Genomic DNA, 21,489 nt, shown 5'->3' on the forward strand with positions numbered 1-21,489 from the left:
TATTCAGTTCCTAGCGTTATCTTATAAATCATTTTTAATTAAAACTACCCAAATAAAAACTAGCCAATGGATTATTAAATCCATTGGCTAGCAATGACTGAGATTGATATCTCAAATTATATTAAACAATGTTCATCTATAAGTTATGTTTAACCAATAGATCCTTCCATTTCAAATTTGATTAATCTATTCATTTCTACTGCATATTCCATTGGTAATTCTTTTGTAAATGGTTCAATGAAGCCCATAACAATCATTTCAGTCGCTTCTTCTTCAGAGATACCACGACTCATTAAATAGAATAATTGTTCTTCTGATACTTTAGAAACTTTTGCTTCGTGTTCCAATGAAATATTATCGTTAAATACTTCATTATATGGAATAGTATCTGAAGTTGATTCATTATCTAAAATTAATGTGTCACATTCGATATTTGAACGTGCACCTTTTGCTTTACGTCCAAAATGAACAATACCACGATAGATAACTTTACCACCATTTTTAGAAATAGATTTAGAGACAATAGTCGAAGACGTATTCGGCGCTTTATGAATCATTTTAGCACCTGCGTCTTGAACTTGTCCTTTACCTGCAAATGCAATTGATAATGTGCTACCTTTTGCACCTTCGCCTAATAATACACAGTTAGGGTATTTCATCGTTAGCTTAGAACCTAAGTTACCGTCAACCCATTCCATATTACCATTCTCATGAACAAATGTACGTTTAGTAACTAAGTTATAAACATTATTTGCCCAGTTTTGAATTGTAGTGTAACGCACATGTGCATCTTTATGAACAATAATTTCAACTACTGCTGAGTGTAGTGAGCTTGTTGTATAAACTGGTGCAGTACAACCTTCTACATAGTTTACAGAAGCGCCTTCATCAGCAATGATTAATGTACGTTCAAATTGTCCCATATTTTCAGAGTTAATACGGAAATATGCTTGTAATGGTGTATCTAATTTAACGTTTTTAGGTACATAAATGAATGATCCACCTGACCAAACAGCTGAGTTTAATGCCGCAAATTTGTTGTCAGCAGCTGGAATAACTGTAGCGAAATATTCACGGAATAAATCTTCATTCTCACGTAATGCACTATCTGTGTCTTTGAAGATGATACCTTTTTCTTCTAATTCTTTTTCCATGTTGTGATAAACAACTTCGGATTCATATTGAGCAGATACACCTGCTAAATATTTTTGTTCAGCTTCAGGAATACCTAATTTATCAAATGTACGTTTGATTTCTTCAGGTACTTCATCCCATGAACGTTCAGTATGTTCTGATGGTTTTACATAGTAAGTAATGTCATCAAAGTCTAATTCTGATAAGTCGCCACCCCATTGAGGCATTGGCATTTTATAGAATAGTTTTAAAGCTTTCAAACGGAAATCAAGCATCCATTCAGGTTCATCTTTCATTTTTGAAATTTCTCTAACTATATTTTCAGTTAGACCTCGTTCTGATCTGAAAATGGAAACATCTTCGTCGTGGAAACCATATTTGTAATCCCCAACATCAGGTGCTTTTTTAGCCATTTCAATCACTCCTTATATATATTTAAACGTCATGCGTGAGATTTTTAATTACAAGTTTTAAATTGTTATCATATTATAACAACGATTAAGGAAAGTAAAAAGCCAACATGAATGATAAAATTCATTATCTAGTTCATGTTTACCCGTTATGTCAGATAGAAACATCTCCAGTCTTATTCTTCGGTAGTCCCTTCTGATTTACCTTCTTTTTCAACTGTTCCTTTTTCGAGCGCTTTCCAAGCTAAAGTGGCACATTTAATACGTGCAGGGAACTGAGAAACACCTTGTAATGCTTCAATGTCTCCCATTTCTTCAGTTATTTCGTAGTCTTCACCTAACATCATTTTTGTGAATTCTTGACTCATTTGCATCGCTTCAGCTAATGTGTGACCTTTTACTGCTTCGGTCATCATTGAGGCACTGGACATAGAGATTGAACAGCCTTCACCTTCGAATTTGGCATCATTAATAACGCCATCTTCTATGTCAAAGGTTAGTCGAATACGGTCACCACATGTTGGATTATTCATATCAACTGTCATCGAACCATTGTCTAATACGCCCTTGTTTCTAGGATTTTTATAATGATCCATAATTACAGATCGATAAAGTTGATCTAAATTATTAAAATTCATAAGAGAAAAACTCCTTCGTTTGTTTCAATGCATATACAAATTGATCGATGTCTTGCTTATTATTGTATACATAAAAGCTTGCTCTAGCAGTTGAAGATACGCCTAACCATTTCATTAATGGTTGTGCACAATGATGTCCTGCTCTGACCGCAACACCTTCTGTATCAACAGCAGTTGCAACATCATGCGGATGAATATCAGCTAAATTAAAGGTAATCACACCTGCACGTCTATCTTTAGGCGGACCGTAAATGTCTAAACCTTCAATTTCTGATAGTTGTTCATATGCATACTCTGTTAATTCTTTTTCATGTTGATGAATAGCATCGAATCCTAATTTTTCAATATAACGGATTGCTTCAGCTAAACCGATTGCTTGTGCAATTAAAGGTGTGCCTGCTTCGAATTTAGTTGGTAAATCTGCCCAAGTAGCATCATATTTACTTACAAAGTCAATCATATCGCCACCAAATTCAACAGGCTCCATGTCTTTAAGTAGTTCACGCTTACCGTACAACACACCGATACCTGTAGGACCTAACATTTTATGTCCACTAAAACTGTAAAAGTCTGCATCAATATCTTGCATATCTAATGCCATATGTGGTGCTGCTTGTGCACCATCAACACTAATAATAGCACCATGTTGATGCGCAATTTCTGCTATTGTTTTCACATCATTAATTGTCCCTAAAACATTAGAAACATGTGCGATAGCAACAATCTTAGTATTATCATTAATTGTCGCTTTAATGTCATCAATATTTAGTTCGCCTTGGTCTGTCATTGGAATGAATTTTAATGATGCTTTTTTACGTTTGGCAAGTTGTTGCCATGGCACAATATTAGCGTGATGCTCCATTTCAGTAACTACAATTTCATCGCCTTCTTCAACATTAGCATCACCATAGCTATGTGCAACAATGTTAATGGACGCTGTTGTTCCTCTTGTAAAGATGATTTCTTCAAAATATTTTGCATTGATGAAACGTCTTACCGTTTCACGAGCACTCTCATATCCATCTGTAGCTAAAGAACCTAATGTGTGAACTCCTCTGTGTACATTAGAGTTATAACGCTTATAATAATCATCTAATACATTTAATACTTGAACTGGTGTTTGGCTTGTCGCAGTTGAATCAAGATAAGCTAAACGTTTGCCATTAACTTGTTGCTCTAAAATCGGAAAATCTTTAATAACTTCATTAACGTCAAATGATTGTTCGGCCACTTTATTCACGACCTTTCTTTAATTAAAAATCTCTTATTTGTAGTTTATTTAGATACTTTAAGCTCAATAACTTCTCTTAATTGACGTTTTACGTCTTCAATTGGCAATTCTCTAACAACTGGGTCTAAGAATCCATGAATAACTAGGCGTTCAGCTTCTCTTCTAGAAATACCACGGCTCATTAAGTAGTATAGTTGTTCTGGATCTACACGACCTACAGACGCTGCGTGTCCCGCTTCTACATCATCTTCATCGATTAATAAGATAGGGTTAGCATCTCCTCGTGCATTTTCAGAAAGCATTAACACACGTGATTCTTGGTTTGCGATTGATTTAGTACCACCATGTTTGATGTAACCAATACCGTTAAATACAGAAGATGCATTTTCTTTCATTACACCATGTTTTAAGATATAGCCATCTGTCTCTTTACCATATTGAACAATTTTAGAAGTTAAATTAATTTTTTGGTCACCAGTACCGACTACAACAGATTTAAGTTCACTTGTTGAACGGTCACCCATTAAGTTTGTAGTATTATCAATAATTTGACTTCCTTCATTCATTAATCCTAAAGCCCAATTAATTGATGCATCCGCTTCTGTAGTACCTCTTCTAATGATATGTCCAGTAAATCCTTTATCTAAATAGTCTACTGAACCATACGTAATATTAGAATTTGCACCTGCGATAACTTCAGAAACAATATTAATTTGATTTCCTTCACCGCTTGCATTAGATAAATAGTTTTCGACATAAGTTACTTCTGCACTTTGCTCAGTAACGATGATGACGTGATTATAAAAACTTGTATTTTCATCATCATGTAACACAACATATTGTACTGGATGCTCAACTACTACATTTTTAGGTACGTAAACGAATACGCCACCATTCATTAAAGCAGTGTGTAAAGCAGTTAAACGGTGTTCATCAACATTTACAGCATCTGTCATATAATATTTTTGAACTAAATCACTATGATTAACAAGCGCTTCTGATAAACCTTCAATAATGACACCATCATTTTTAGCTTGCTCAGAAACTTGTGTGTAAGCTAAGTCATTATTATGTTGAATAACTAAGTTTTCAGTATTTTCAACATCGATAATTTTCTTAACAGATTCAGGTAGTTCTTCTAAACTTTGATATACACTGCCTTCAGTGTGATGTTGTTTAAAACTATCAAAGTCCCATTTTCTTAATTTTGTTTTATCAGGTTTTGGCATTTCTAAAGTTTCTGTTAATTTCAACGCTTTATTACGTAATTCTGTCATCCAAGAAGGTTCATTGTGCGCTTTTGAATAATCAACAAGTTGTTCTTCAGAAATGTTCAAAGTTTCAGTTGTCATAACTCTTATCCTCCCACTTGATGAAATAGTATTAATAAGTCAATGTTCAGTTTCATCATTTATACGAACATCTCAACGAGCTTACAATCGATGAATCAATATCGATTATTCAGCTGCACCAAATTCTTCTTTAACCCATTCGTAACCTTCTTCTTCAAGACGTTTCGCTAACTCTGGTCCTCCAGATTTAACTACTTTACCACCATACATAACATGTACTTTGTCAGGTGTAATATAGTTTAATAAACGTTGATAGTGAGTAATCATTAATGCACCGAAATCTTCTCCACGCATTTGATTAATACCTTTAGATACTACTTTTAACGCATCAATATCTAAACCTGAGTCAATTTCATCTAAAATTGCAAACTTAGGTTCTAACATCATTAATTGTAGGATTTCGTTACGTTTTTTCTCTCCGCCTGAGAAACCTTCATTTAGATAACGTTGTGCCATATCTTGGTCAATATCTAAGAAATCCATTTCTTTATCTAATTTTTTAATAAATTGCATTAAGTTGATTTCTTGTCCTTCTTCACGTTTAGCATTGATTGCTGAACGCATGAAATCAGCGTTAGTAACACCTGTTATCTCTGAAGGATATTGCATTGCTAAGAATAATCCTGCTTTAGCTCTTTCATCAACTTCTAATTCTAAAATGTTAACACCATCAAGTAATACTTCACCTTGTGTTACTTCATAGCTTGGATGACCCATAATTGCAGATGATAATGTTGATTTACCAGTACCATTTGGTCCCATAATGGCATGAATTTCCCCAGTATTAATTGTTAAATTAACACCTTTTAAAATTTCTTTATCGTCAATAGACACGTGTAGGTCTTTAATTTCTAATGTTGATGACATTTATATTCCCTCCATAAAATATAAAGTTTTCTTAACTAGTTTATAATAATTTTAATCTGTAGTCAAAAAGCCTTTGGAATTTTCAATCCTGTTCATTATAACGTACTTACTGGATAATATAAACTTTTTAAAACCGTAAATTAGAGTAATTCTTTTCAAAAAACGATTTTCATCTATTGTTTTTAGTTATTTCAAATGATAACGAAATATGCATCTTTCTCAATAGACACTTTTTAGACAAATAGTTGTTTTATTTAACTCAAGCCAACGAATTATGTTATTATACACTTTAACCTTTTAGGGTTAAGAAAGGAGACATTAATGAAAAACTTTAAATGGATTAATGTATTAAAAGGTTTTGGTATGGGTACAAGTGATTTAGTACCTGGTGTCAGTGGTGGCACTATAGCACTTTTACTTGGAATTTATGATGGTTTTATTAGTTCCATTAGTGGCTTATTTTCAAGAAGGTTTTGGCCTAGTTTGAAATTTTTATTACCTATTATAATAGGTATGCTTTTAGCAATCGGTATATTAAGCAATCTATTTAACTATTTGCTTAGTACACATGAAATTCCAACAATGTTCTTTTTCACCGGGTTAATCATTGGAATTATTCCTTACCTTCTTAAAGTGTCACATTTTAAAGCAACTTTTAAAGCAAAGCATTACATTGTAGTTTTGGTTGGCATCGCAATATTGGTGATCATGACCCTACTTAATGGTGGAGACAAGCACACAGGAGAAACATTATCTTTATCTACTAGTCTTATTATTAAATATTATATTGCAGGTATATGTGCTTCTAGTGCAATGCTCTTACCAGGTATTTCAGGTTCATTTATGTTACTTATATTTGGTGCTTATGGTACTGTAATGTATGCTATATCTCAATTAGTAAAATTTAATTTCAATGCTTTACCTATACTTTTAATAGTAGGTTTAGGTATCCTAACTGGATTCTTAGTGTCAAGTAAATTAATCCAATACTTGTTACATCATCATACAACCATGACATTCGCATTAATTATAGGCTTTGTTATTGGATCCATATTTGCTGTTTATCCAGGCTTACCTAAATCCGCTTTGACATGGATCATTTCTATTGTCACTTTAATTGTTGGCTTTATTGTTAGCTATGTCTTAGGACAAATAACTGCTAAAAATGAAGAACAAATATAAAAATAAGGCTCTCAAACACTAATGTGGATGAGAGCCTTTTGATTATTTAATAATTATTCTTTGTTACCTTTAACTTTATCGATAACATTATTTACTGCTTCTTTTACTTTACCAGAAGCTTTATCTTCTTTACCTTCTTTTTCAAGGTTTTCGTTATCAGTTACGTTACCTACAGTTTCTTTTACATTACCTTTTGCTTGTTCGAATTTATCTTCAGCCATGATGAATTCCTCCTAGTATTTATTTAGTAAGTTATTATGCTTAATTTATACCACTATTCATACTATATAAACATTTATTTTCAAAAAATTAATATTAATTGATGGTCTAATATGAAAATAATGCCTTTCAAATATATTACGCTTATAAAAAAGGGATGGTTAAATGTTTACAATAATTGTCCATATAGTAGCAATATTATTAATACTCATATCCTTGATTTTAATTATTAAAAATCAATTTACTAAGCCTGATAATAATGCTATGTTACCTTCTACACTTCTACTTATTGCTTCATTAATTTTGTTACTTTATAACCTATTTAAATGAGCTTATTAGATATTAAAAAAATTATACAAATGATATAAATATAAAAAATCCTCAAGCACTTTTGTCTTGAGGATTTTACTATTTCTATAATTATTCTGCTGGCACTACAGCACCATCATATTTTTTATTAATGTAGTCTTTAATTTCTTTTGAACGTAAAACTTTCATTAATTCTTTAATTTTCTTATCGTCTTTATGTCCATCTTTAACTGCGATTAAGTTAGCATATGGATTATCTTTAGCTTTTTCATAAGCGATTGAGTCTTTTTTAGGATTTAATTTTTGATCAATAGCATAATTTGAGTTAATGATAACTGCATCTGCATCTTGTTTTTGATAGATTTTTGGTAAGAATTCTGCTGATTGTTTGTTGTTAAATTTGATGTCTTTTTTGTTTTCAGTGATGTCACTGAATTTTGCGTCTTCAATTTTAACGCCTTTTTTAATTTTAATTAATCCTTCATCCACGAAGAATTTAAGGAAACGACCTTGTTCTGCAGGATTGTTAGAAACGTATACTGTTGCACCTTTAGGTAAATCTTTTAAGCTTTTATACTTTTTAGAGTAGACAGCCATTGGTTCTAATTCTACGTCACCAGCTGATTCAATTTTGTATCCTTTTTCTTTACTTTCAGTTTTTAAATAAGGTGTATGTTGGAAGAAGTTGGCATCTAATTCACCTTTATCTAATAATTTGTTAGGTGTTGTATAGTCGTTGATTGTTTGAATATCTAATTTATAACCTTTTTTCTCTAATAATGGTTTTGCTTTTTCTAAAATTTCTGCGTGAGGTGCAGGTGAAGCACCTACTTTAATTGTCTTGTCGTCATCCTTACCTCCACATGCTGCTAATGCTACAGTTAAAGATAATAATAATAAAATACCTAAAATTTTCTTCATTGATTTGTCCCCTTTTCTTTAGCGTTTATCAATTTTGTTTGTAACCCAGTCACCAATAAATTGGATGATGAATACAATGATTAAGATGAAAACTGTTGAAACTAAAATAACGTCTTTTTGATTTCGAGTGAAACCTGTTAAGTAAGCTAAGTTACCTAAACCACCAGCACCGATAACTCCGGCAATTGCTGTAGATCCCACTAATGCAATTGCTGTTACTGTTAAACCTGATACTAACGCCGGCATTGCTTCAGGTAGTAATACTTTTCTTACTACAGTCCAAGTATTAGCACCCATAGACCACGCTGCCTCAATTACCCCTTTATCTATCTCTTTGAAAGCAATTTCTACTAATCTAGCATAGAATGGCGCTGCACCTATGATTAATGCAGGTAGTGCACCTGTTGGACCACTTATTGTGCCTAAAACGACACTTGTAAATGGTATTAATAACAAGATTAAAATGATGAACGGTATCGCTCTAAATAGGTTCACGATAAATGAAACGATTGAATAAAATATTCTTGCCACTTTTGAATGACTCTTAGCCGATAAAAATAATAAAACACCTAAAATCAATCCAAATATAAAAGCAAATATTGTTGATACGACAGTCATATAAAGTGTTTCAACAATGGCTTGCCAAACTTCTGGCCATTGGACGTTCGGCATTGTAATCATTTCTTGGAGTATTTCTCCAACTGACTTACCCATGTCTTAACACCTCCACATTCACATGTTTCTCATTAAGATTAGATTTGAAATCTTCGAAATTTTCAGAACTTATAAAAGGTATATGGATAACTAAAAATCCTAATGTACCATTTCTTGTATTTTTAATGTCAGCTTCTAAAATATTAACGTCAATCTGATGCGTTTTTGTAATGTACGATACAATTGGTTGAGTCGTATTTTCACCGTTAAAATTCAATCTAACTATGTAAGCATTGTTATCTAATGGTTCTAACGCATCTAATGATTCCTCAAAATCCTCATTTAAATCATCTTTTACAAATCGTCTCGTTACTTCGTGTTGTGGATTTTCAAATACTTGGCTAACTTGACCTTGTTCTATCACGCGTCCGTTTTCCATAACTGCGACTTCATCACAAATTCGGCGAATCACTTGCATTTCATGTGTGATTAACACGATTGTTAAATTTTGTTGCTCACGTATTTTTAATAATAAGTCTAAAATTTCATCTGTAGTTTGAGGATCAAGTGCACTTGTAGCTTCATCACAAAGCAATACTGTCGGATCATTGGCTAATGCTCTGGCAATACCAACTCTTTGTTTCTGTCCACCAGACAACTCAGATGGATAAGCATTTTCTCGTCCCTTCAAGCCTACAAGTTCTATTAATTCATTTGCCTTACGTTTTGCTTCTCCTCTAGATAATCCTGCAATTTCTAGTGGGAATGTAATATTTTTAAGTACAGTTCTCGACCATAGTAAATTAAAATGTTGGAAAATCATACTTACTTTTTGGCGCTTCTTACGTAAATCTGACTTCGATAATTGACTTATGCTATCTCCATCAATAATAACTTCTCCAGAAGTGGGTGCTTCTAAATTATTAAACATTCTAATTAAGGTACTCTTACCTGCTCCAGAAAAACCAATCACCCCAAAAATGGAACCGGATTGAATGTTTAAATCAACGTGATCTACAGCGAGTACGTCTTTATTTTTCGTATGATATCGTTTCACGATTTGTTTTAACTCAATCACGTTAATGCCTCCTTGTTTATAACTAATACAAATTAAAAAATGCTTCCTCAAAACTTTAGACTGTTTGAGAAAGCATTTTAAAATATCTTTCTCTCATCTTCTAAAGTTTACCTTTATGTGAATTGGCACCATTTCTATATAAGACGGTTGCCGGGCTTCGTAGGGCACATCCCTCCACCTCTCTCGATAAGAGTGTTTGCATGATTTAATTTTATTTAATCCTACCATCACGGTAGAGATTCGTCAATAATTATTTTAAATTTTCTAACAAATAAGGAACAGACCTAAACGCATACAATCTTTTTACTTCTTTATCCTTATTCATTAACATTAATACTGGTACTGACATAATTTGATGTGTTTCACTAAACTTTGGATGAAAGTTCATATCAATTTTCTTAACCGGAAGTTTCAAAATTTCATTTGCAATATCCAACATTCTTTCAGACACTTTACATGTACCGCATGTAGGCGTATATCCGAAAATGAGATGTTTATCTTCACCAAAGTTTTCAGTCACATCGTCTATTTCGATTGATTTACTCATTCACTAAAACTAACCTTTCAGTTTTTAAATTAGGTATAAGGGATTTCTCTTTTTTGCAATTAAATCCATGTTTGGTAAGTACATGCGCTAAATAATTTTTAGGACAATTGGCCACTTCGCAAAATGTTTTATCTACAAAAATATGTTCAGACTCACTTAAATACCGTTTGAACCATTTTCTAATTCGATCCCCTTCGTCATCTGAATCAGCTAAGACGAAAACTTGTTTACCATAAAGTGATTCTATCATATCATCTATCTTATCTATACTCATAGTACCATGCGTACAAATAATACTTACTGGTTCTGCAATGACTTGCTGCACTCGTTTTTTATCAGATTTACCTTCAACAATGATTACTTTATTCACAATAGTCATAAGTATTCACCCTTTAAAAATCGAAAATTAGCTATCACTATTTAATTCCACGAAGATGCTATTTATAAAACATATACTACAAAAACTTAAAATGAATTAACCATTTCATTACACTGTTAATATCTTTTTTACAAATAGCATCAATGTCTTTTTAAATCTAAGTTCATCAGATTATATGTACGCATGCCTATAAAATTCTTCCTTCGGTTCGCCTCTGCTTTCGCAATGGCATAAGTGTTTCTAAAATCTAAAGATTTAAGAAACACTAAAAAAAAACTCCTTGATACGAGATCGAGGAGTTTGCAAATATTATTCGCCAATCATTTCTGAATATTGTTCTGCTGATAATAATTCGTCAATTTGGCTTTCGTCACTAATTTCTACTTTAACCATCCATGCTTTTTCGTATGGTGATTCGTTTACAAATTCAGGACTATCTTCTAATTCTTCATTAACTTCAACTACTTTACCAGTAATTGGTGCATATAATTCAGATACAGTTTTTACAGATTCAACACTACCGAAAGTGTCGCCTTCGTTTAATTCATCATCAGTTTCAGGTAATTCAACGAATACGATATCACCTAACTCGTTTTGAGCATATTCAGTAATACCAATTGTCGCTACATTTCCTTCAACTTTAACCCATTCATGTTCTTTAGAGTATTTAAATTCGTTTGGTACTGCCACGATAAATCCCCTCCTAATTTTAAGTACATTTTAATGATGCCATACCCACAATTATCAATCAACTATTATCTAAAAATTTTAAACCTTTAAATATTCGGATTTAAGATGTAAATTGGTATTTTTATGACTTTATTAAAATGAAAGTTCACTTTTTATATTTTGAAATGGTATCCAATTATAACCAAGTATTTTTATACTCTTCTTCTTTAAAACCTAATGTGATTTTATCACCTAATATAGCTAAAGGTCTTTTCACTAACATGCCATCTGAAGCAAGTAATTCAAAACGTTCTTCGTCTGATAAATCATCTAATTTATTTTTTAAATCTAATTCACGATATTTGGCACCGTGTGTATTAAATAATTTTTTAGTGTCTACACCAGTTTTATCAACAATTTCTTTAAATTCATTTTTCGTTGGTGTATGTTGAACAATATCAATTGGTTCATAACTCACACCGTATTCATCTAAAAATTTTGCTGCTTTTTTGCAAGTTGTACAATTTGCATATTGGTAAAATTTAATCATCGCTTTGCCTCCTTTATCTCTTAAATCCAATATATCATGTTATTTTAGAAAACGCTCTACTTTTTAAGCTTATTTTTTTATTTAAGTATTTTCATCCGTTATAATAAATTTACTAAATTTTTTCAAAGGAGCTTTTATAAATGGAAAGTATTAAAACAACTGAACAATTTAACGACACTGTCCAAAACGATCAACCTGTTATCGTCAAATTCGAAGCAGGTTGGTGCCCTGATTGTAAAGCAATGGATATGTGGATAGACCCTATCGTTGAAAAATATAAGGATTATGAATGGTATACTGTAAATCGTGATGAATTGGAAGATGTAACTGCTGAAAATGATGTTATGGGTATTCCTAGTATTTTAGTATTTAAAAATGGTGAAAAGTTAGCTCATTTACACTCAGCAAATGCTAAATCTCCTGAACAAGTAGAATCATTCTTAGACGAAACATTCAATAAATAATATACAAAAAATGGTCGAGACATTGATTAAGTATCATAGTACCAACTTATTGGTTTATGACTTAGTTAACGTCTCGACCTTATTTTATTATATTGCTCTACATCATCACTTTTAATACTCTGAAATTAGGTCTCTATTCTTACGTTTAGCTTTTGTCATTGGTTCTTCTAAATCAGTAAGATATAAGAATCCTGCTAATATTTCATCATCTTCAATATTTAATGCTTTACGGATTTTAGGTTCAAAAATATATGCAGGTGATTTCCAACAAGTACCAATACCTGCTTCATAAAGTAACAACATTAAATTTTGGGCAAATGCACCGAATGCAAAGTAATTTTCTCTATTTTGACGTTGTCTTGGATCTGCTTTCATAATCAACAACAACATGCCGCCTAGTTTTGTCACTTTATCATAATGATCAGCTCGCTTTTCCGGACTATCGGGGAAAGCAAAGCGTGTGATATCTTCACTCATGTTTCCTAATCTATCTTTAGCAACATGTACAACTCTCCACGGCTCTCTCATACCATGGTTAGGAGCATCGGTAGCCTTTTCTATAGCCTCATATAAAGCATTATCATCGATAGTCATATCGTGTTTAAACTTCTTGACGCTTCTTCTGTTTGATATTGCATCTTGTAGTTCCAATCATATCGCTCCTTCTTCGTTCATTGATAATCTTTATCAATTATAAAATATATTAAGGTAATGTTCAAATCGTCGACTTACTTATTATAGAAATCTATTTGTTTTTTCAATTCTTCTACATGAATTTGTCCTGGAGCATGCGGTTCATTTAAGCAACCATAAGATACAGTACCACCAAATACGCCCTGTGCCGTACGACTAACTAAGCCTATATCCGACATTGCTATACCAACAATGTGCTGATTTAAAGCATCAGCCGAGTCTTTGACTGCCTCCAATAGATGTAATACATCCTTTTCATCATTAGGCATAACTGCCACTTTTAAATAGTCTGCTTCGAATTGGTGCATTTTATAATAAGTGAATTTTAATTCTTCTAATGATGGTGTTTCATTAAAATTATGATGTGATAGTACCACTTGAATGCCTTTTTGATGTGCCTTATTTATAAGAGTTAAATAAGTATTTTTGTCTTTTTGGTCATCCCATTCAATGTCTAACATGTCATAATTTGATTCATCAATGAGGTTTTGAATTACACTTTGATATTCAACTTCATTCACATAACCCTTACCTCCTTGGGAGTTAGATCTATATGTGATTAATACTTTAAATTCAAAAGGCAATTCATTTAACTCATCGACAACCTGATTAACTCCTGTAATATCTGCCCATTGATCTATTCGTAATTCAATAATATCAATACTGTCTTGAAAGAACTCTAAGTCTTTAAACAAGTCAGTTATCGTTGCTTCTTTAGGCGCAATCGTTACGGCTATATCTACCTTTTGCATATCAATCCCTCATTTCATTCAATACATCATTAATTGATTATTATTCTAAACTAAATTACATCAAACCGCCATAAAGTGCTTTGCAGTAACATATCTTAAAAAAAATTCACACATGATTGAGATGAATATTTACGGGTATAGAAAAATATATACAAAATATAGGAGGTAATCATATATGGCAGTTCAATATGAAACTAAAGCAACAAACGTTGGTGGACGTAAAGGACACGTTCAAACTGATGATAATGCGATAAATGTAGATGTATTACCACCACAACAAGCAGATGGTAAAGCAACAAACCCTGAGCAATTATTTGCCGCAGGTTATGCATCATGTTTTAATGGCGCGTTTGATTTAATCTTAAAACAAAATAAAGTACGTGATGCAGAGCCAGAAGTAACACTTACAGTAAGATTAGAAGATGATCCAGATGCTGAAAGTCCAAAATTAAGCGTAGATATTGACGCGAAAGTGAAAAATGTATTATCTCAAGAAGATGCTGAAAAATATCTTCAAGATGCACATGACTTCTGTCCATATTCTAAAGCGACACGCGGTAATATCGATGTCAATTTAAATGTTAAAGTAGAAGACTAAATAATAGTTTAAAAGATTAAATAAAAAGACACGTTCTTATAAGAACGTGTCTTTTTTTCATATAATCTCCTTAAGTAATTTTCCCCATCCTGACGATAACTCTGGTATACTGAATATATAATATACATAACCATGTAATTAAATAATTATTTTATCAAAATTTTCGAAAGTGTTTTTGTCTATTTTTAAATTATTATTGAAAGTTTTAATTAAATATTTTATTATGTAATTAACTAGCCACTTCAAATTAATCAACTATTTGAATCAGGAGGTCACTATGAACAACATACGTACATTAAACCTAGATGATTTAGCTTCATACAAATCACTTTTATCAGGGGAACATCACACATATTCATGGGATCGCTATTATTTGGATCATGTATCCGATGAAGCTTTGACAAAAATTTTATCTTCAGAAACAGCTCATATCAATGTTTTTGGTGCTTTTGAAGATGATGTCCTAGTTGCAACTGCAACATTGAGACAAAGCAAATATGTAGGTAAACAACATAAAGCAGTTATCCTAAATAACTTTGTAAAAGACAATGATGAAGTGATTAACAGAGAATTAATCAATTATATACTTCATTTTGCTGAACAAAAGAACTTAGAAACAATACTTACTTCAGTGACATCTAGTAATATCAGCGCTAAAGTATTTTTTAGTTCTCTAGGATTTGAAAATCTTGGTTTTGAGAAAAATGCTAGTAAAATTGGTGACGAATATTTTGATGAACATTGGCTATCTTATGATTTAAGAAAAAGCTAATATATGTCTTTGATTAAATTAAGGATATATGTGGGCCATATTCTAATTATGCATTCAAAGATTTAAACAAATTAAGATGATAAAATATATTAAAAGCTCAACATTGCCTTATTTGCAACGTCGAGCTTATTTTTATAATGTAGGATCAATCAATTCAATAAATTTAAATTGACCATCTTGATATTCAAATTTTAAAATATGACAATTTCCTATATCAAATGAACTACCCTCTTCATAACCCAAGCACTTTCTAATAAAAAGACCTATAGTACTACCATGACTTACAGCTAATGTTGTTTTATCACAATGATGTTCCATAATTTCAGTTAATGTATCTGTCATACGTTGTTCTACTTGTAAACGCGACTCTCCACCGAAAGGAACGACATAATCTCCATAAAGCGTTGTAGGCTGTTTGATTTTCTTAAGCAATTCAATACTTTCACCCTCAAAAACACCAAAATGCCATTCTTTTAAACCTTTTGACCGAACATATTTATGTTGATGGTTAGGTACAGCATTCTCAAGTGTATCACACGCTCGTTCCTGAGAAGATGAAAACAAGGTATCAAATTCAATATGATTATTCTCAAAATAACGTGCAGCGGCTTGAGCTTGTTCAATACCATGGTTTGTTAATGGTGAATCACTTGCCCCTTGGATTTTACCCTTTAAATTAAAAACAGTTTGACCATGTCTCATTAAATATAAAATCTTCGTCAATTTTTCACACCTCTACTAAACTACTATTCACAATTCGCTATACACTAAATGATAACGAGTTACTTATCTAATACCATTAAATCACTACTAAAGTCGTTAGTAAATCAACAATTTATTGATAAATTAACTGTCTGATAGGGTTTGACTACCCTTAAAAAGGGTATAACTTAACACTAGATTTATATTTGTTAAAGGAGTGTTAAATAAAATGGAGTCTCATGATTACAATTATGTGAACCCGCAAAATGTATCACTTGATTGGGAATGTTTTATAGTAAGTAAAAGTGATATGTTATTAGACGGCGTACCAAATGAGCTCATTAACACCTGGTTAGATAACGACATCATAAAGCCATTTAGTATCAAAAACAATGATATCAATTTTAAAACGAAAGACGTTTGGCATGCTTTAAACCAACAAAACTGGTATTACTTAAGTTAGTTGATATAAACTAATCGCTCTATTGGTGCTTTCAATAAGTTGAGGGTCCTTATAATTAGACAGCACATATGATCGAATAACATGCTTATTTTTTTCATCTTTTGGGAATTTGTGATCTTTATTAATATAGTTAGCTAAACTTCCAAATGGTGTATCATCATTAATAAAACCTATAATAAAATCATAAAATGTCATAATCACATACCCCCTTATCTTAATCAATAGTTGATTTGTATTTAATCTTATCAGAAAACTCGAGATTGTAAATGTGCAAAATTCAATTTTGCACATTTTTTATTAATTTGTAATATTTATTCAATTAATTGCTCCTTTTTCAGTTTGAAATTCATTTTTTCATTAATTTCTCATTATTTATTCACATTTAATTGATAGTTACAGCATTTCTATATTTACCAAATCTCAATTAATGATATGATAAGAATAAGGATTTTGAAATCAAAGATGCATTTTCCAGAGGTGAAGCACCTATGAAACTATACATTATACATGCAATCAATATTATTTTAACGATATTATTTATTATTTTTAATGTAATTATTACTTATAATGCAAACCTAGACGATACCTTATGGTTAGTGCCTGGATTAATTGTATGCGGTTTGATTATGATGATTAGTTTTGCTATTGCTATAACTAAAAAGGACTTGTTAAGTGAAGTTCTTTTCTTTATTAATATTATTCTTACACTGTACTACATTTATCCAATTTTTTATGATTTTCTTTAAAGAGATAGGAGGTTAAAAAATGAGCTTGCATTTTACAATTCTTTTTTGGCTTTCACTTATATTTATCGTAGCTGGTGCGATTATTCTAGCTATCATGCTTAAAACTAAAAAAGAATCTAAGAAAGAATCTTATCTTGGTTTCACCATTGTATTCTTCATTTTTGGATTAGCTATGTTGATATATACATTGTTATTCGGACTCTAGTCCAAAACAAATACGTTCAGTTGCCGTTGTAGCTGAACGTTTTATTTTAATACTTTATTAATTTTTATGTATTTTACATTTATAAAGGAGTCTCTAACCATTGTATAAAAAGTTTGCATATATATTACTTTTCACTATCATCTTCAATATATGCTTGACCTTATCACCTTTTCATATCAATATTGCTAATGCCGAAGATTCTTCTATGTCGAAATCAAAACAAGACTTCCAACTTCAACCTGGAGATATCATTATAACTAAAGGTCCTGTCTTATTCGGCTTTTTTGGTCATTCAAGTATCGCCATTGATCATGATACGGTTTTACAAATTGAAGGCCCTGGTGACAAACCTATCACTGAGTCATTTGAATCATTTAAGTCAAGATTTGGTGAAGGTAAAGATGACTGGATTAAAATATATCGTTGCGCTAAGCCTGGTGCCGGTAAAAAAGCTGCTCGATGGACTAAGGAGAACTATGAAAATACTAATCATAGATACTTAGTAACATTAAATCTTAAAAGTAAACATTTCACTTACTGTACAAAAATTATCTATCAAGCCTATAAAGAAGGTGTAAGTCAAAATGCAGTAACCGACCACGGTATGTATATCATTTCACCTTATGCACTTAAAGATAACTTTACAGACGAATACCATTTAAAATTAGTGAAAACATATTAAAACGCCCTACTCTATTTAAGTCATTTTACAAATGATGAGTAAGGCGTTTATTCATGCGATTAGACTTCTTTAAAATAATTAACAAACTGGTCATTTTTCTCTAATAAATCAAGATAAGATATCGCACCGAATGGAATAATTCTTGTGCAATTCTTCATAGGATAAATAATGACCTCATGTTCATAATCAACGTGGATATCGTTTTCTAAAATGACACGCTTATTCCCAAATACTACCGCAACTGCTTTGAAACCATCGTCATTTAAGTATCGTCTTAATAATTCTTTATCCATATCATCACATCCCTTTATTTACATATTACCACGTTAACATTAAGAGATTGTTAATATTTAGCGTTATTTTACATTAACTAAATAAAAAGAATTTTATAGTGTACGCCTTGATATAATTGAAGTTATTATTATTTCATATTTTTAGGTTTTGAGAAATATTTTAATTAATATAATTAATATGTAGTTATAGTCAAATTACTTGTTAAACGTATTAAAAAATTGATATGATTTATAAATCAAAAAATTGATAATTAAGGAGAGAGTATGAAAAGGAACACGAGTCTTTATACTAAATTATATTATTTATCAATCATATTAATAGTCATCGCAATCTTGATTGTCGCTTTAATATTTTATAATACACGAAAAAACATGAATCAATCGAATTTAGATCGATACAATAATTTTCAAGAACTTAAAACAAATACCAAAGAGCATAAGGATTGGAGAATTGTCACTAAAGAGCGTAAACATCACGATATATTAGTCACTGCCATACATGGTGGCGGTATTGAACCAGGGACAACTGAACTTGCGCGTCGTATTTCTAATGTAGGTCATTATGATTTTTATTCATTTGAAGGATTACGTAAGAAAAATAATGATCAACTTCATATTACATCTACGAATTATGACGAACCTAAATTACATGATATGTTAAAAAATGCTGAGCAAACCGTTTCAATACACGGTTTTTCAGGAGATGACCCAATCGTTTTTGTTGGTGGCAAAGATAAAAAAATGGCCAAATCTATAGCCAAATCACTTCGACATAAAGGATTTACTGTTAAAGAAAGCCCAAACGAGATTGATGCCAAATCGTCTAAAAACTTTGTCAATGAGAATGAAAATGACTCAGGTGTACAATTAGAATTAACCACAAAACAAAGAGAACAGTTTTTCAAAAATCATAAGCTAAGTAGACAAGTTCGTTCTAATCCTGATAATTATACAAAAACGTTCTATCAATTTGCTAATGCCGTTCAAGATGGTGTCAAAAAAGCTAAAGAGTCATAATTTTGTCAGTAATTGATCTGATAATTCGTTTTGTAAATTGAAAATATAGGGTAAAACATATGTAGTGCAATATTGGGGAGGAAAGTAAAAATGGACGAACTAACTAAAGAACAAAAATATACCATCGCAAAATTTTACAAATTATATATGGAACGCTCTAATGAAGGACAAACTGAAAAAGAAGCCAATGATTTTAAAGATTCCATAACGACTCAAGATGATTATTTTTGTGATCGAAATTATGATGACTTCGTAGAAAATTTAAAAGTTCTAATTAAACACGGTTATATTGATGGTCATATTGAAGATAACCAAATCAATGATATCAAAATGACAACAAAAGCATTTACGGATATTGAAAAAAGTTTTGGCTAATACGATTAGTACAAAATCAAGTCAACTTATGTATGATTTGTTTGTAATGAATTTTCTTTATGGGAGGTATATTAAACGTGGCAGAATGGAAAATTAACAATCATTCAAAAAGACAATTTGCAATTCAACGAAATGATCATGAAATCTCTATTGTTGAACCACAAAGCAATGGAAGTTTTAAAATATTAGCTGAAATCGACACATATAATCAAATCACCAATGTATATGATCCCCTATTATATGTGTCAGCTGATACTAATAATGAAGAATTAAATATCTTTGATCATTCATAAACATTGACTGAGTATAAAGGCGACATGCTTGATAGAATGAATTGAACAATACACAATATTTTTGACCCCGCATTATTTCTAATACTTTTATCATTTTCAATTTTAATTTTTTTGTATATTTAAGTTTCATTCAACTATATAAATTATATAACTTGAAGTTTAATTTTCCTTTTCTAATTATCAATATAATAAAGTGGTAAAACGCTTATATTTATGGTAATCTTAATTTGTTAAACTTTGTGAGTGTTTAACATTACTTCTTGTTAGCGTCAACTTAACTTTAATTTTCGTCATTATTAAAGTTTACGTTGGCGCTTTTTTAATTATAATAAATTACTTTGAACTATTATTACATTTATTTATACAAATTAATAAAAATATTCACAATTTTGAAAAAGAAAAAGATGTAAAATAACAATAATATGTAGTAAACTTAAGATAATTAAGAATCTTAGGAGGATTATATGAAAAAGGTATTTTGGTTGGTTTTATGTAGTTTTTTAGTTTTAGGTGCATGTAGTCAAAGTGATCATGATTCAAAACATGATGAAAAGAAATCAACTCAAAAAGATAAAAAAGACTCTAAGACTAGTAATGATGATACAGTCAAAAAAGTGAAGGATAGTGCTAAAAAGAAAGATAATCCTAAATCACAAGATGACAAAGGAAATAAAGAGCGCGTTGATGGTGATAAAACAAATTAATCATCGTACTAAAAAATATCAGCTTAAATGTTAATTACATTTAAGCTGTTTTTTCAAACACTTAAGCAAAAACCAACAAAATTGTATTTAATTGTATTAAACTCTATTTAATATCAATTTTGTACTTTAATAGATAGTCAATTGATATTTTTGCGTAAACCATGTTGTAACATCTTTATGATAGTAATCCTTATTCACATACATAACTGAGGAAAGGATGTGATTAACATGAGAGACACAAAATTTAGTCCGGAAGAACTAGAAACAATTCAACGTTTCTATAATTCAAGAAGACGAACAGTTTGTTGTTCAAACCCAAAACTTACATTTTCAGAAGATGTCTTCTTTATTCCTACAGCAGCAAATCAATCTAACGGCATCGAAGCTTTCGCTACTTATTGCGAAAACTGTGGACAAACTAAAATTTTTAATCTTAATGTTATGCATAACGCAAAATTTTAAATTAAAATCTATTAAGTATTAACATTGATTGATAGTTTTTTGTTTTATATATTATATTTATACTAAACACTCCCAATTTCATTAATGAACTGGGAGTGTTTTTCATATTTAAATAATTCTAATTAAAT

General features: G+C 31.1%; 31 protein-coding genes and 1 riboswitch. Of the genes, 13 read left to right on the forward strand and 18 right to left on the reverse strand.

Features of this window, described 5'->3' with window-relative positions:
• Positions 1-149: 149 nt before the first annotated feature.
• From sufB to sufC, 5 genes are all read right to left on the reverse strand, one after another.
• Positions 150-1,547: a Fe-S cluster assembly protein SufB gene (sufB, locus tag EL082_RS09215; RefSeq protein WP_002450844.1), complete on the reverse strand. Its 1,398-nt coding sequence runs from the start codon at positions 1,545-1,547 to the stop codon at positions 150-152.
• 173 nt (positions 1,548-1,720) lie between these two features.
• Entirely contained in the window at positions 1,721-2,182 is a 462-nt protein-coding gene (gene sufU / locus EL082_RS09220; protein WP_002450845.1) for a Fe-S cluster assembly sulfur transfer protein SufU, read from the reverse strand.
• Positions 2,172-3,422, reverse strand: coding sequence for a cysteine desulfurase (locus EL082_RS09225; RefSeq protein ID WP_171001917.1), 1,251 nt, complete (start codon positions 3,420-3,422; stop codon positions 2,172-2,174). The genes sufU and EL082_RS09225 overlap by 11 nt, the downstream gene beginning before the upstream one ends.
• Before the next feature lie 35 nt (positions 3,423-3,457).
• Positions 3,458-4,765, reverse strand: coding sequence for a Fe-S cluster assembly protein SufD (gene sufD / locus EL082_RS09230; RefSeq protein WP_015365245.1), 1,308 nt, complete (start codon positions 4,763-4,765; stop codon positions 3,458-3,460).
• A 105-nt stretch (positions 4,766-4,870) separates the two neighbouring features.
• A complete protein-coding gene (gene sufC / locus EL082_RS09235; RefSeq protein ID WP_002450848.1) occupies positions 4,871-5,632 on the reverse strand; it encodes a Fe-S cluster assembly ATPase SufC in 762 nt (253 codons plus the stop codon).
• Between the two features lie 321 nt (positions 5,633-5,953).
• On the opposite strand from sufC, the gene popT reads away from it, so the two are divergent.
• Positions 5,954-6,814: a polyprenyl-phosphate transporter PopT gene (gene popT / locus EL082_RS09240; RefSeq protein WP_103286259.1), complete on the forward strand. Its 861-nt coding sequence runs from the start codon at positions 5,954-5,956 to the stop codon at positions 6,812-6,814.
• A 53-nt stretch (positions 6,815-6,867) separates the two neighbouring features.
• On the opposite strand, the gene EL082_RS09245 is transcribed toward popT, so the two are convergent.
• From EL082_RS09245 to EL082_RS09280, 8 genes are all read right to left on the reverse strand, one after another.
• A complete protein-coding gene (locus tag EL082_RS09245) occupies positions 6,868-7,038 on the reverse strand; it encodes a CsbD family protein (RefSeq protein ID WP_171001918.1) in 171 nt (56 codons plus the stop codon).
• A 415-nt stretch (positions 7,039-7,453) separates the two neighbouring features.
• Positions 7,454-8,263, reverse strand: a complete 810-nt coding sequence (locus tag EL082_RS09250; protein WP_002467439.1) for a MetQ/NlpA family ABC transporter substrate-binding protein — start codon at positions 8,261-8,263, stop codon at positions 7,454-7,456.
• An 18-nt stretch (positions 8,264-8,281) separates the two neighbouring features.
• Positions 8,282-8,977 (reverse strand): methionine ABC transporter permease, encoded by a 696-nt coding sequence (locus EL082_RS09255; RefSeq protein WP_002467436.1) that lies wholly within the window; start codon positions 8,975-8,977, stop codon positions 8,282-8,284.
• On the reverse strand, positions 8,970-9,995 hold the full coding sequence (locus EL082_RS09260) for a methionine ABC transporter ATP-binding protein (protein ID WP_002467437.1): 1,026 nt from the start codon (positions 9,993-9,995) through the stop codon (positions 8,970-8,972). Before EL082_RS09260 ends, EL082_RS09255 begins: the two co-directional genes overlap by 8 nt.
• A gap of 90 nt (positions 9,996-10,085) precedes the next feature.
• Positions 10,086-10,188: riboswitch (SAM riboswitch) on the reverse strand.
• Positions 10,189-10,245: 57 nt separating this feature from the next.
• Positions 10,246-10,542, reverse strand: a complete 297-nt coding sequence (locus EL082_RS09265) for a thioredoxin family protein (protein ID WP_002467441.1) — start codon at positions 10,540-10,542, stop codon at positions 10,246-10,248.
• Entirely contained in the window at positions 10,535-10,921 is a 387-nt protein-coding gene (locus EL082_RS09270) for a toprim domain-containing protein (protein ID WP_002450856.1), read from the reverse strand. The genes EL082_RS09265 and EL082_RS09270 overlap by 8 nt, the downstream gene beginning before the upstream one ends.
• A 309-nt stretch (positions 10,922-11,230) precedes the next feature.
• A complete protein-coding gene (gene gcvH, locus EL082_RS09275; protein ID WP_002465947.1) occupies positions 11,231-11,611 on the reverse strand; it encodes a glycine cleavage system protein GcvH in 381 nt (126 codons plus the stop codon).
• Positions 11,612-11,786: 175 nt separating this feature from the next.
• Positions 11,787-12,140, reverse strand: a complete 354-nt coding sequence (locus EL082_RS09280; RefSeq protein ID WP_002465944.1) for an arsenate reductase family protein — start codon at positions 12,138-12,140, stop codon at positions 11,787-11,789.
• Positions 12,141-12,280: 140 nt separating this feature from the next.
• Here EL082_RS09280 and EL082_RS09285 point away from each other — a divergent pair, with 140 nt between their 5' ends.
• Positions 12,281-12,604, forward strand: coding sequence for a thioredoxin family protein (locus EL082_RS09285; protein ID WP_015365247.1), 324 nt, complete (start codon positions 12,281-12,283; stop codon positions 12,602-12,604).
• A gap of 111 nt (positions 12,605-12,715) precedes the next feature.
• Here EL082_RS09285 and EL082_RS09290 read toward each other — a convergent pair whose 3' ends face one another.
• Both EL082_RS09290 and aroD read right to left on the reverse strand, forming a co-directional pair.
• Positions 12,716-13,255: a nitroreductase family protein gene (locus EL082_RS09290; RefSeq protein WP_002465937.1), complete on the reverse strand. Its 540-nt coding sequence runs from the start codon at positions 13,253-13,255 to the stop codon at positions 12,716-12,718.
• A 77-nt stretch (positions 13,256-13,332) separates the two neighbouring features.
• Entirely contained in the window at positions 13,333-14,049 is a 717-nt protein-coding gene (aroD, locus tag EL082_RS09295) for a type I 3-dehydroquinate dehydratase (protein WP_002465941.1), read from the reverse strand.
• A gap of 175 nt (positions 14,050-14,224) precedes the next feature.
• Between aroD and EL082_RS09300 the strand changes: the two genes are divergently transcribed.
• Together EL082_RS09300 and EL082_RS09305 are read left to right on the forward strand one after the other, a co-directional pair.
• On the forward strand, positions 14,225-14,647 hold the full coding sequence (locus tag EL082_RS09300; RefSeq protein WP_002450862.1) for an organic hydroperoxide resistance protein: 423 nt from the start codon (positions 14,225-14,227) through the stop codon (positions 14,645-14,647).
• A 277-nt stretch (positions 14,648-14,924) separates the two neighbouring features.
• A complete protein-coding gene (locus EL082_RS09305) occupies positions 14,925-15,419 on the forward strand; it encodes a GNAT family N-acetyltransferase (protein WP_002465942.1) in 495 nt (164 codons plus the stop codon).
• A gap of 132 nt (positions 15,420-15,551) precedes the next feature.
• Here EL082_RS09305 and EL082_RS09310 read toward each other — a convergent pair whose 3' ends face one another.
• The gene (locus EL082_RS09310) at positions 15,552-16,142 is read right to left on the reverse strand and encodes a histidine phosphatase family protein (RefSeq protein WP_002465945.1); all 591 of its coding nucleotides are present in this window, start codon (positions 16,140-16,142) and stop codon (positions 15,552-15,554) included.
• Positions 16,143-16,350: 208 nt separating this feature from the next.
• On the opposite strand from EL082_RS09310, the gene EL082_RS09315 reads away from it, so the two are divergent.
• On the forward strand, positions 16,351-16,584 hold the full coding sequence (locus tag EL082_RS09315; RefSeq protein ID WP_002450865.1) for a hypothetical protein: 234 nt from the start codon (positions 16,351-16,353) through the stop codon (positions 16,582-16,584).
• Here the strand turns inward: EL082_RS09315 and EL082_RS09320 are convergent.
• Positions 16,576-16,779, reverse strand: coding sequence for a sterile alpha motif-like domain-containing protein (locus EL082_RS09320; RefSeq protein ID WP_015365249.1), 204 nt, complete (start codon positions 16,777-16,779; stop codon positions 16,576-16,578). The genes EL082_RS09315 and EL082_RS09320 overlap by 9 nt on opposite strands.
• Before the next feature lie 293 nt (positions 16,780-17,072).
• Between EL082_RS09320 and tsaA the strand changes: the two genes are divergently transcribed.
• The 3 genes from tsaA (at position 17,073) to lnsA (ending at position 18,217) form a co-directional block, all read left to right on the forward strand.
• Complete coding sequence (gene tsaA, locus EL082_RS09325) at positions 17,073-17,330, forward strand: type II toxin-antitoxin system antitoxin TsaA (RefSeq protein WP_015365250.1); 258 nt, start codon at positions 17,073-17,075, stop codon at positions 17,328-17,330.
• A 19-nt stretch (positions 17,331-17,349) separates the two neighbouring features.
• On the forward strand, positions 17,350-17,535 hold the full coding sequence (gene tsaT / locus EL082_RS09330) for a type II toxin-antitoxin system toxin TsaT (protein ID WP_002465948.1): 186 nt from the start codon (positions 17,350-17,352) through the stop codon (positions 17,533-17,535).
• A 100-nt stretch (positions 17,536-17,635) separates the two neighbouring features.
• Entirely contained in the window at positions 17,636-18,217 is a 582-nt protein-coding gene (gene lnsA / locus EL082_RS09335; RefSeq protein ID WP_015365251.1) for a lipoprotein N-acylation protein LnsA, read from the forward strand.
• 59 nt (positions 18,218-18,276) lie between these two features.
• On the opposite strand, the gene EL082_RS09340 is transcribed toward lnsA, so the two are convergent.
• A complete protein-coding gene (locus tag EL082_RS09340) occupies positions 18,277-18,510 on the reverse strand; it encodes a hypothetical protein (RefSeq protein WP_002450870.1) in 234 nt (77 codons plus the stop codon).
• A gap of 264 nt (positions 18,511-18,774) precedes the next feature.
• Between EL082_RS09340 and EL082_RS09345 the strand changes: the two genes are divergently transcribed.
• The 5 genes from EL082_RS09345 (at position 18,775) to EL082_RS09365 (ending at position 21,361) form a co-directional block, all read left to right on the forward strand.
• Positions 18,775-19,527, forward strand: a complete 753-nt coding sequence (locus EL082_RS09345; RefSeq protein WP_002465946.1) for a poly-gamma-glutamate hydrolase family protein — start codon at positions 18,775-18,777, stop codon at positions 19,525-19,527.
• 90 nt (positions 19,528-19,617) lie between these two features.
• Entirely contained in the window at positions 19,618-19,902 is a 285-nt protein-coding gene (locus tag EL082_RS09350; RefSeq protein WP_002465939.1) for a hypothetical protein, read from the forward strand.
• A gap of 77 nt (positions 19,903-19,979) precedes the next feature.
• Positions 19,980-20,195, forward strand: a complete 216-nt coding sequence (locus EL082_RS09355; protein ID WP_002465949.1) for a hypothetical protein — start codon at positions 19,980-19,982, stop codon at positions 20,193-20,195.
• A 464-nt stretch (positions 20,196-20,659) separates the two neighbouring features.
• Complete coding sequence (locus tag EL082_RS09360; protein ID WP_002465943.1) at positions 20,660-20,899, forward strand: hypothetical protein; 240 nt, start codon at positions 20,660-20,662, stop codon at positions 20,897-20,899.
• A gap of 228 nt (positions 20,900-21,127) precedes the next feature.
• Positions 21,128-21,361: a hypothetical protein gene (locus tag EL082_RS09365; protein ID WP_015365252.1), complete on the forward strand. Its 234-nt coding sequence runs from the start codon at positions 21,128-21,130 to the stop codon at positions 21,359-21,361.
• Positions 21,362-21,489 lie beyond the last annotated feature (128 nt).

The organism is Staphylococcus warneri (assembly GCF_900636385.1).
Taxonomy (GTDB): Bacteria; Bacillota; Bacilli; order Staphylococcales; family Staphylococcaceae; genus Staphylococcus; species Staphylococcus warneri.

What these genes read in the sequence shown, in the direction of transcription:
- tsaA (WP_015365250.1), top strand. Translation starts at nt 17,073, where the DNA reads ATGAAACTATACATTATACATGCAATCAATATTATTTTAACGATATTA.
- EL082_RS09320 (WP_015365249.1), bottom strand. Translation starts at nt 16,779, where the DNA reads ATGACATTTTATGATTTTATTATAGGTTTTATTAATGATGATACACCA.
- aroD (WP_002465941.1), bottom strand. Translation starts at nt 14,049, where the DNA reads ATGCAAAAGGTAGATATAGCCGTAACGATTGCGCCTAAAGAAGCAACG.
- EL082_RS09255 (WP_002467436.1), bottom strand. Translation starts at nt 8,977, where the DNA reads ATGGGTAAGTCAGTTGGAGAAATACTCCAAGAAATGATTACAATGCCG.
- sufC (WP_002450848.1), bottom strand. Translation starts at nt 5,632, where the DNA reads ATGTCATCAACATTAGAAATTAAAGACCTACACGTGTCTATTGACGAT.
- EL082_RS09265 (WP_002467441.1), bottom strand. Translation starts at nt 10,542, where the DNA reads ATGAGTAAATCAATCGAAATAGACGATGTGACTGAAAACTTTGGTGAA.
- EL082_RS09315 (WP_002450865.1), top strand. Translation starts at nt 16,351, where the DNA reads ATGGAGTCTCATGATTACAATTATGTGAACCCGCAAAATGTATCACTT.
- EL082_RS09365 (WP_015365252.1), top strand. Translation starts at nt 21,128, where the DNA reads ATGAGAGACACAAAATTTAGTCCGGAAGAACTAGAAACAATTCAACGT.
- EL082_RS09280 (WP_002465944.1), bottom strand. Translation starts at nt 12,140, where the DNA reads ATGATTAAATTTTACCAATATGCAAATTGTACAACTTGCAAAAAAGCA.
- EL082_RS09350 (WP_002465939.1), top strand. Translation starts at nt 19,618, where the DNA reads ATGGACGAACTAACTAAAGAACAAAAATATACCATCGCAAAATTTTAC.
- EL082_RS09345 (WP_002465946.1), top strand. Translation starts at nt 18,775, where the DNA reads ATGAAAAGGAACACGAGTCTTTATACTAAATTATATTATTTATCAATC.
- popT (WP_103286259.1), top strand. Translation starts at nt 5,954, where the DNA reads ATGAAAAACTTTAAATGGATTAATGTATTAAAAGGTTTTGGTATGGGT.
- tsaT (WP_002465948.1), top strand. Translation starts at nt 17,350, where the DNA reads ATGAGCTTGCATTTTACAATTCTTTTTTGGCTTTCACTTATATTTATC.
- EL082_RS09305 (WP_002465942.1), top strand. Translation starts at nt 14,925, where the DNA reads ATGAACAACATACGTACATTAAACCTAGATGATTTAGCTTCATACAAA.
- EL082_RS09340 (WP_002450870.1), bottom strand. Translation starts at nt 18,510, where the DNA reads ATGGATAAAGAATTATTAAGACGATACTTAAATGACGATGGTTTCAAA.
- EL082_RS09270 (WP_002450856.1), bottom strand. Translation starts at nt 10,921, where the DNA reads ATGACTATTGTGAATAAAGTAATCATTGTTGAAGGTAAATCTGATAAA.
- sufD (WP_015365245.1), bottom strand. Translation starts at nt 4,765, where the DNA reads ATGACAACTGAAACTTTGAACATTTCTGAAGAACAACTTGTTGATTAT.
- EL082_RS09285 (WP_015365247.1), top strand. Translation starts at nt 12,281, where the DNA reads ATGGAAAGTATTAAAACAACTGAACAATTTAACGACACTGTCCAAAAC.
- sufB (WP_002450844.1), bottom strand. Translation starts at nt 1,547, where the DNA reads ATGGCTAAAAAAGCACCTGATGTTGGGGATTACAAATATGGTTTCCAC.
- sufU (WP_002450845.1), bottom strand. Translation starts at nt 2,182, where the DNA reads ATGAATTTTAATAATTTAGATCAACTTTATCGATCTGTAATTATGGAT.
- EL082_RS09300 (WP_002450862.1), top strand. Translation starts at nt 14,225, where the DNA reads ATGGCAGTTCAATATGAAACTAAAGCAACAAACGTTGGTGGACGTAAA.
- EL082_RS09250 (WP_002467439.1), bottom strand. Translation starts at nt 8,263, where the DNA reads ATGAAGAAAATTTTAGGTATTTTATTATTATTATCTTTAACTGTAGCA.
- EL082_RS09360 (WP_002465943.1), top strand. Translation starts at nt 20,660, where the DNA reads ATGAAAAAGGTATTTTGGTTGGTTTTATGTAGTTTTTTAGTTTTAGGT.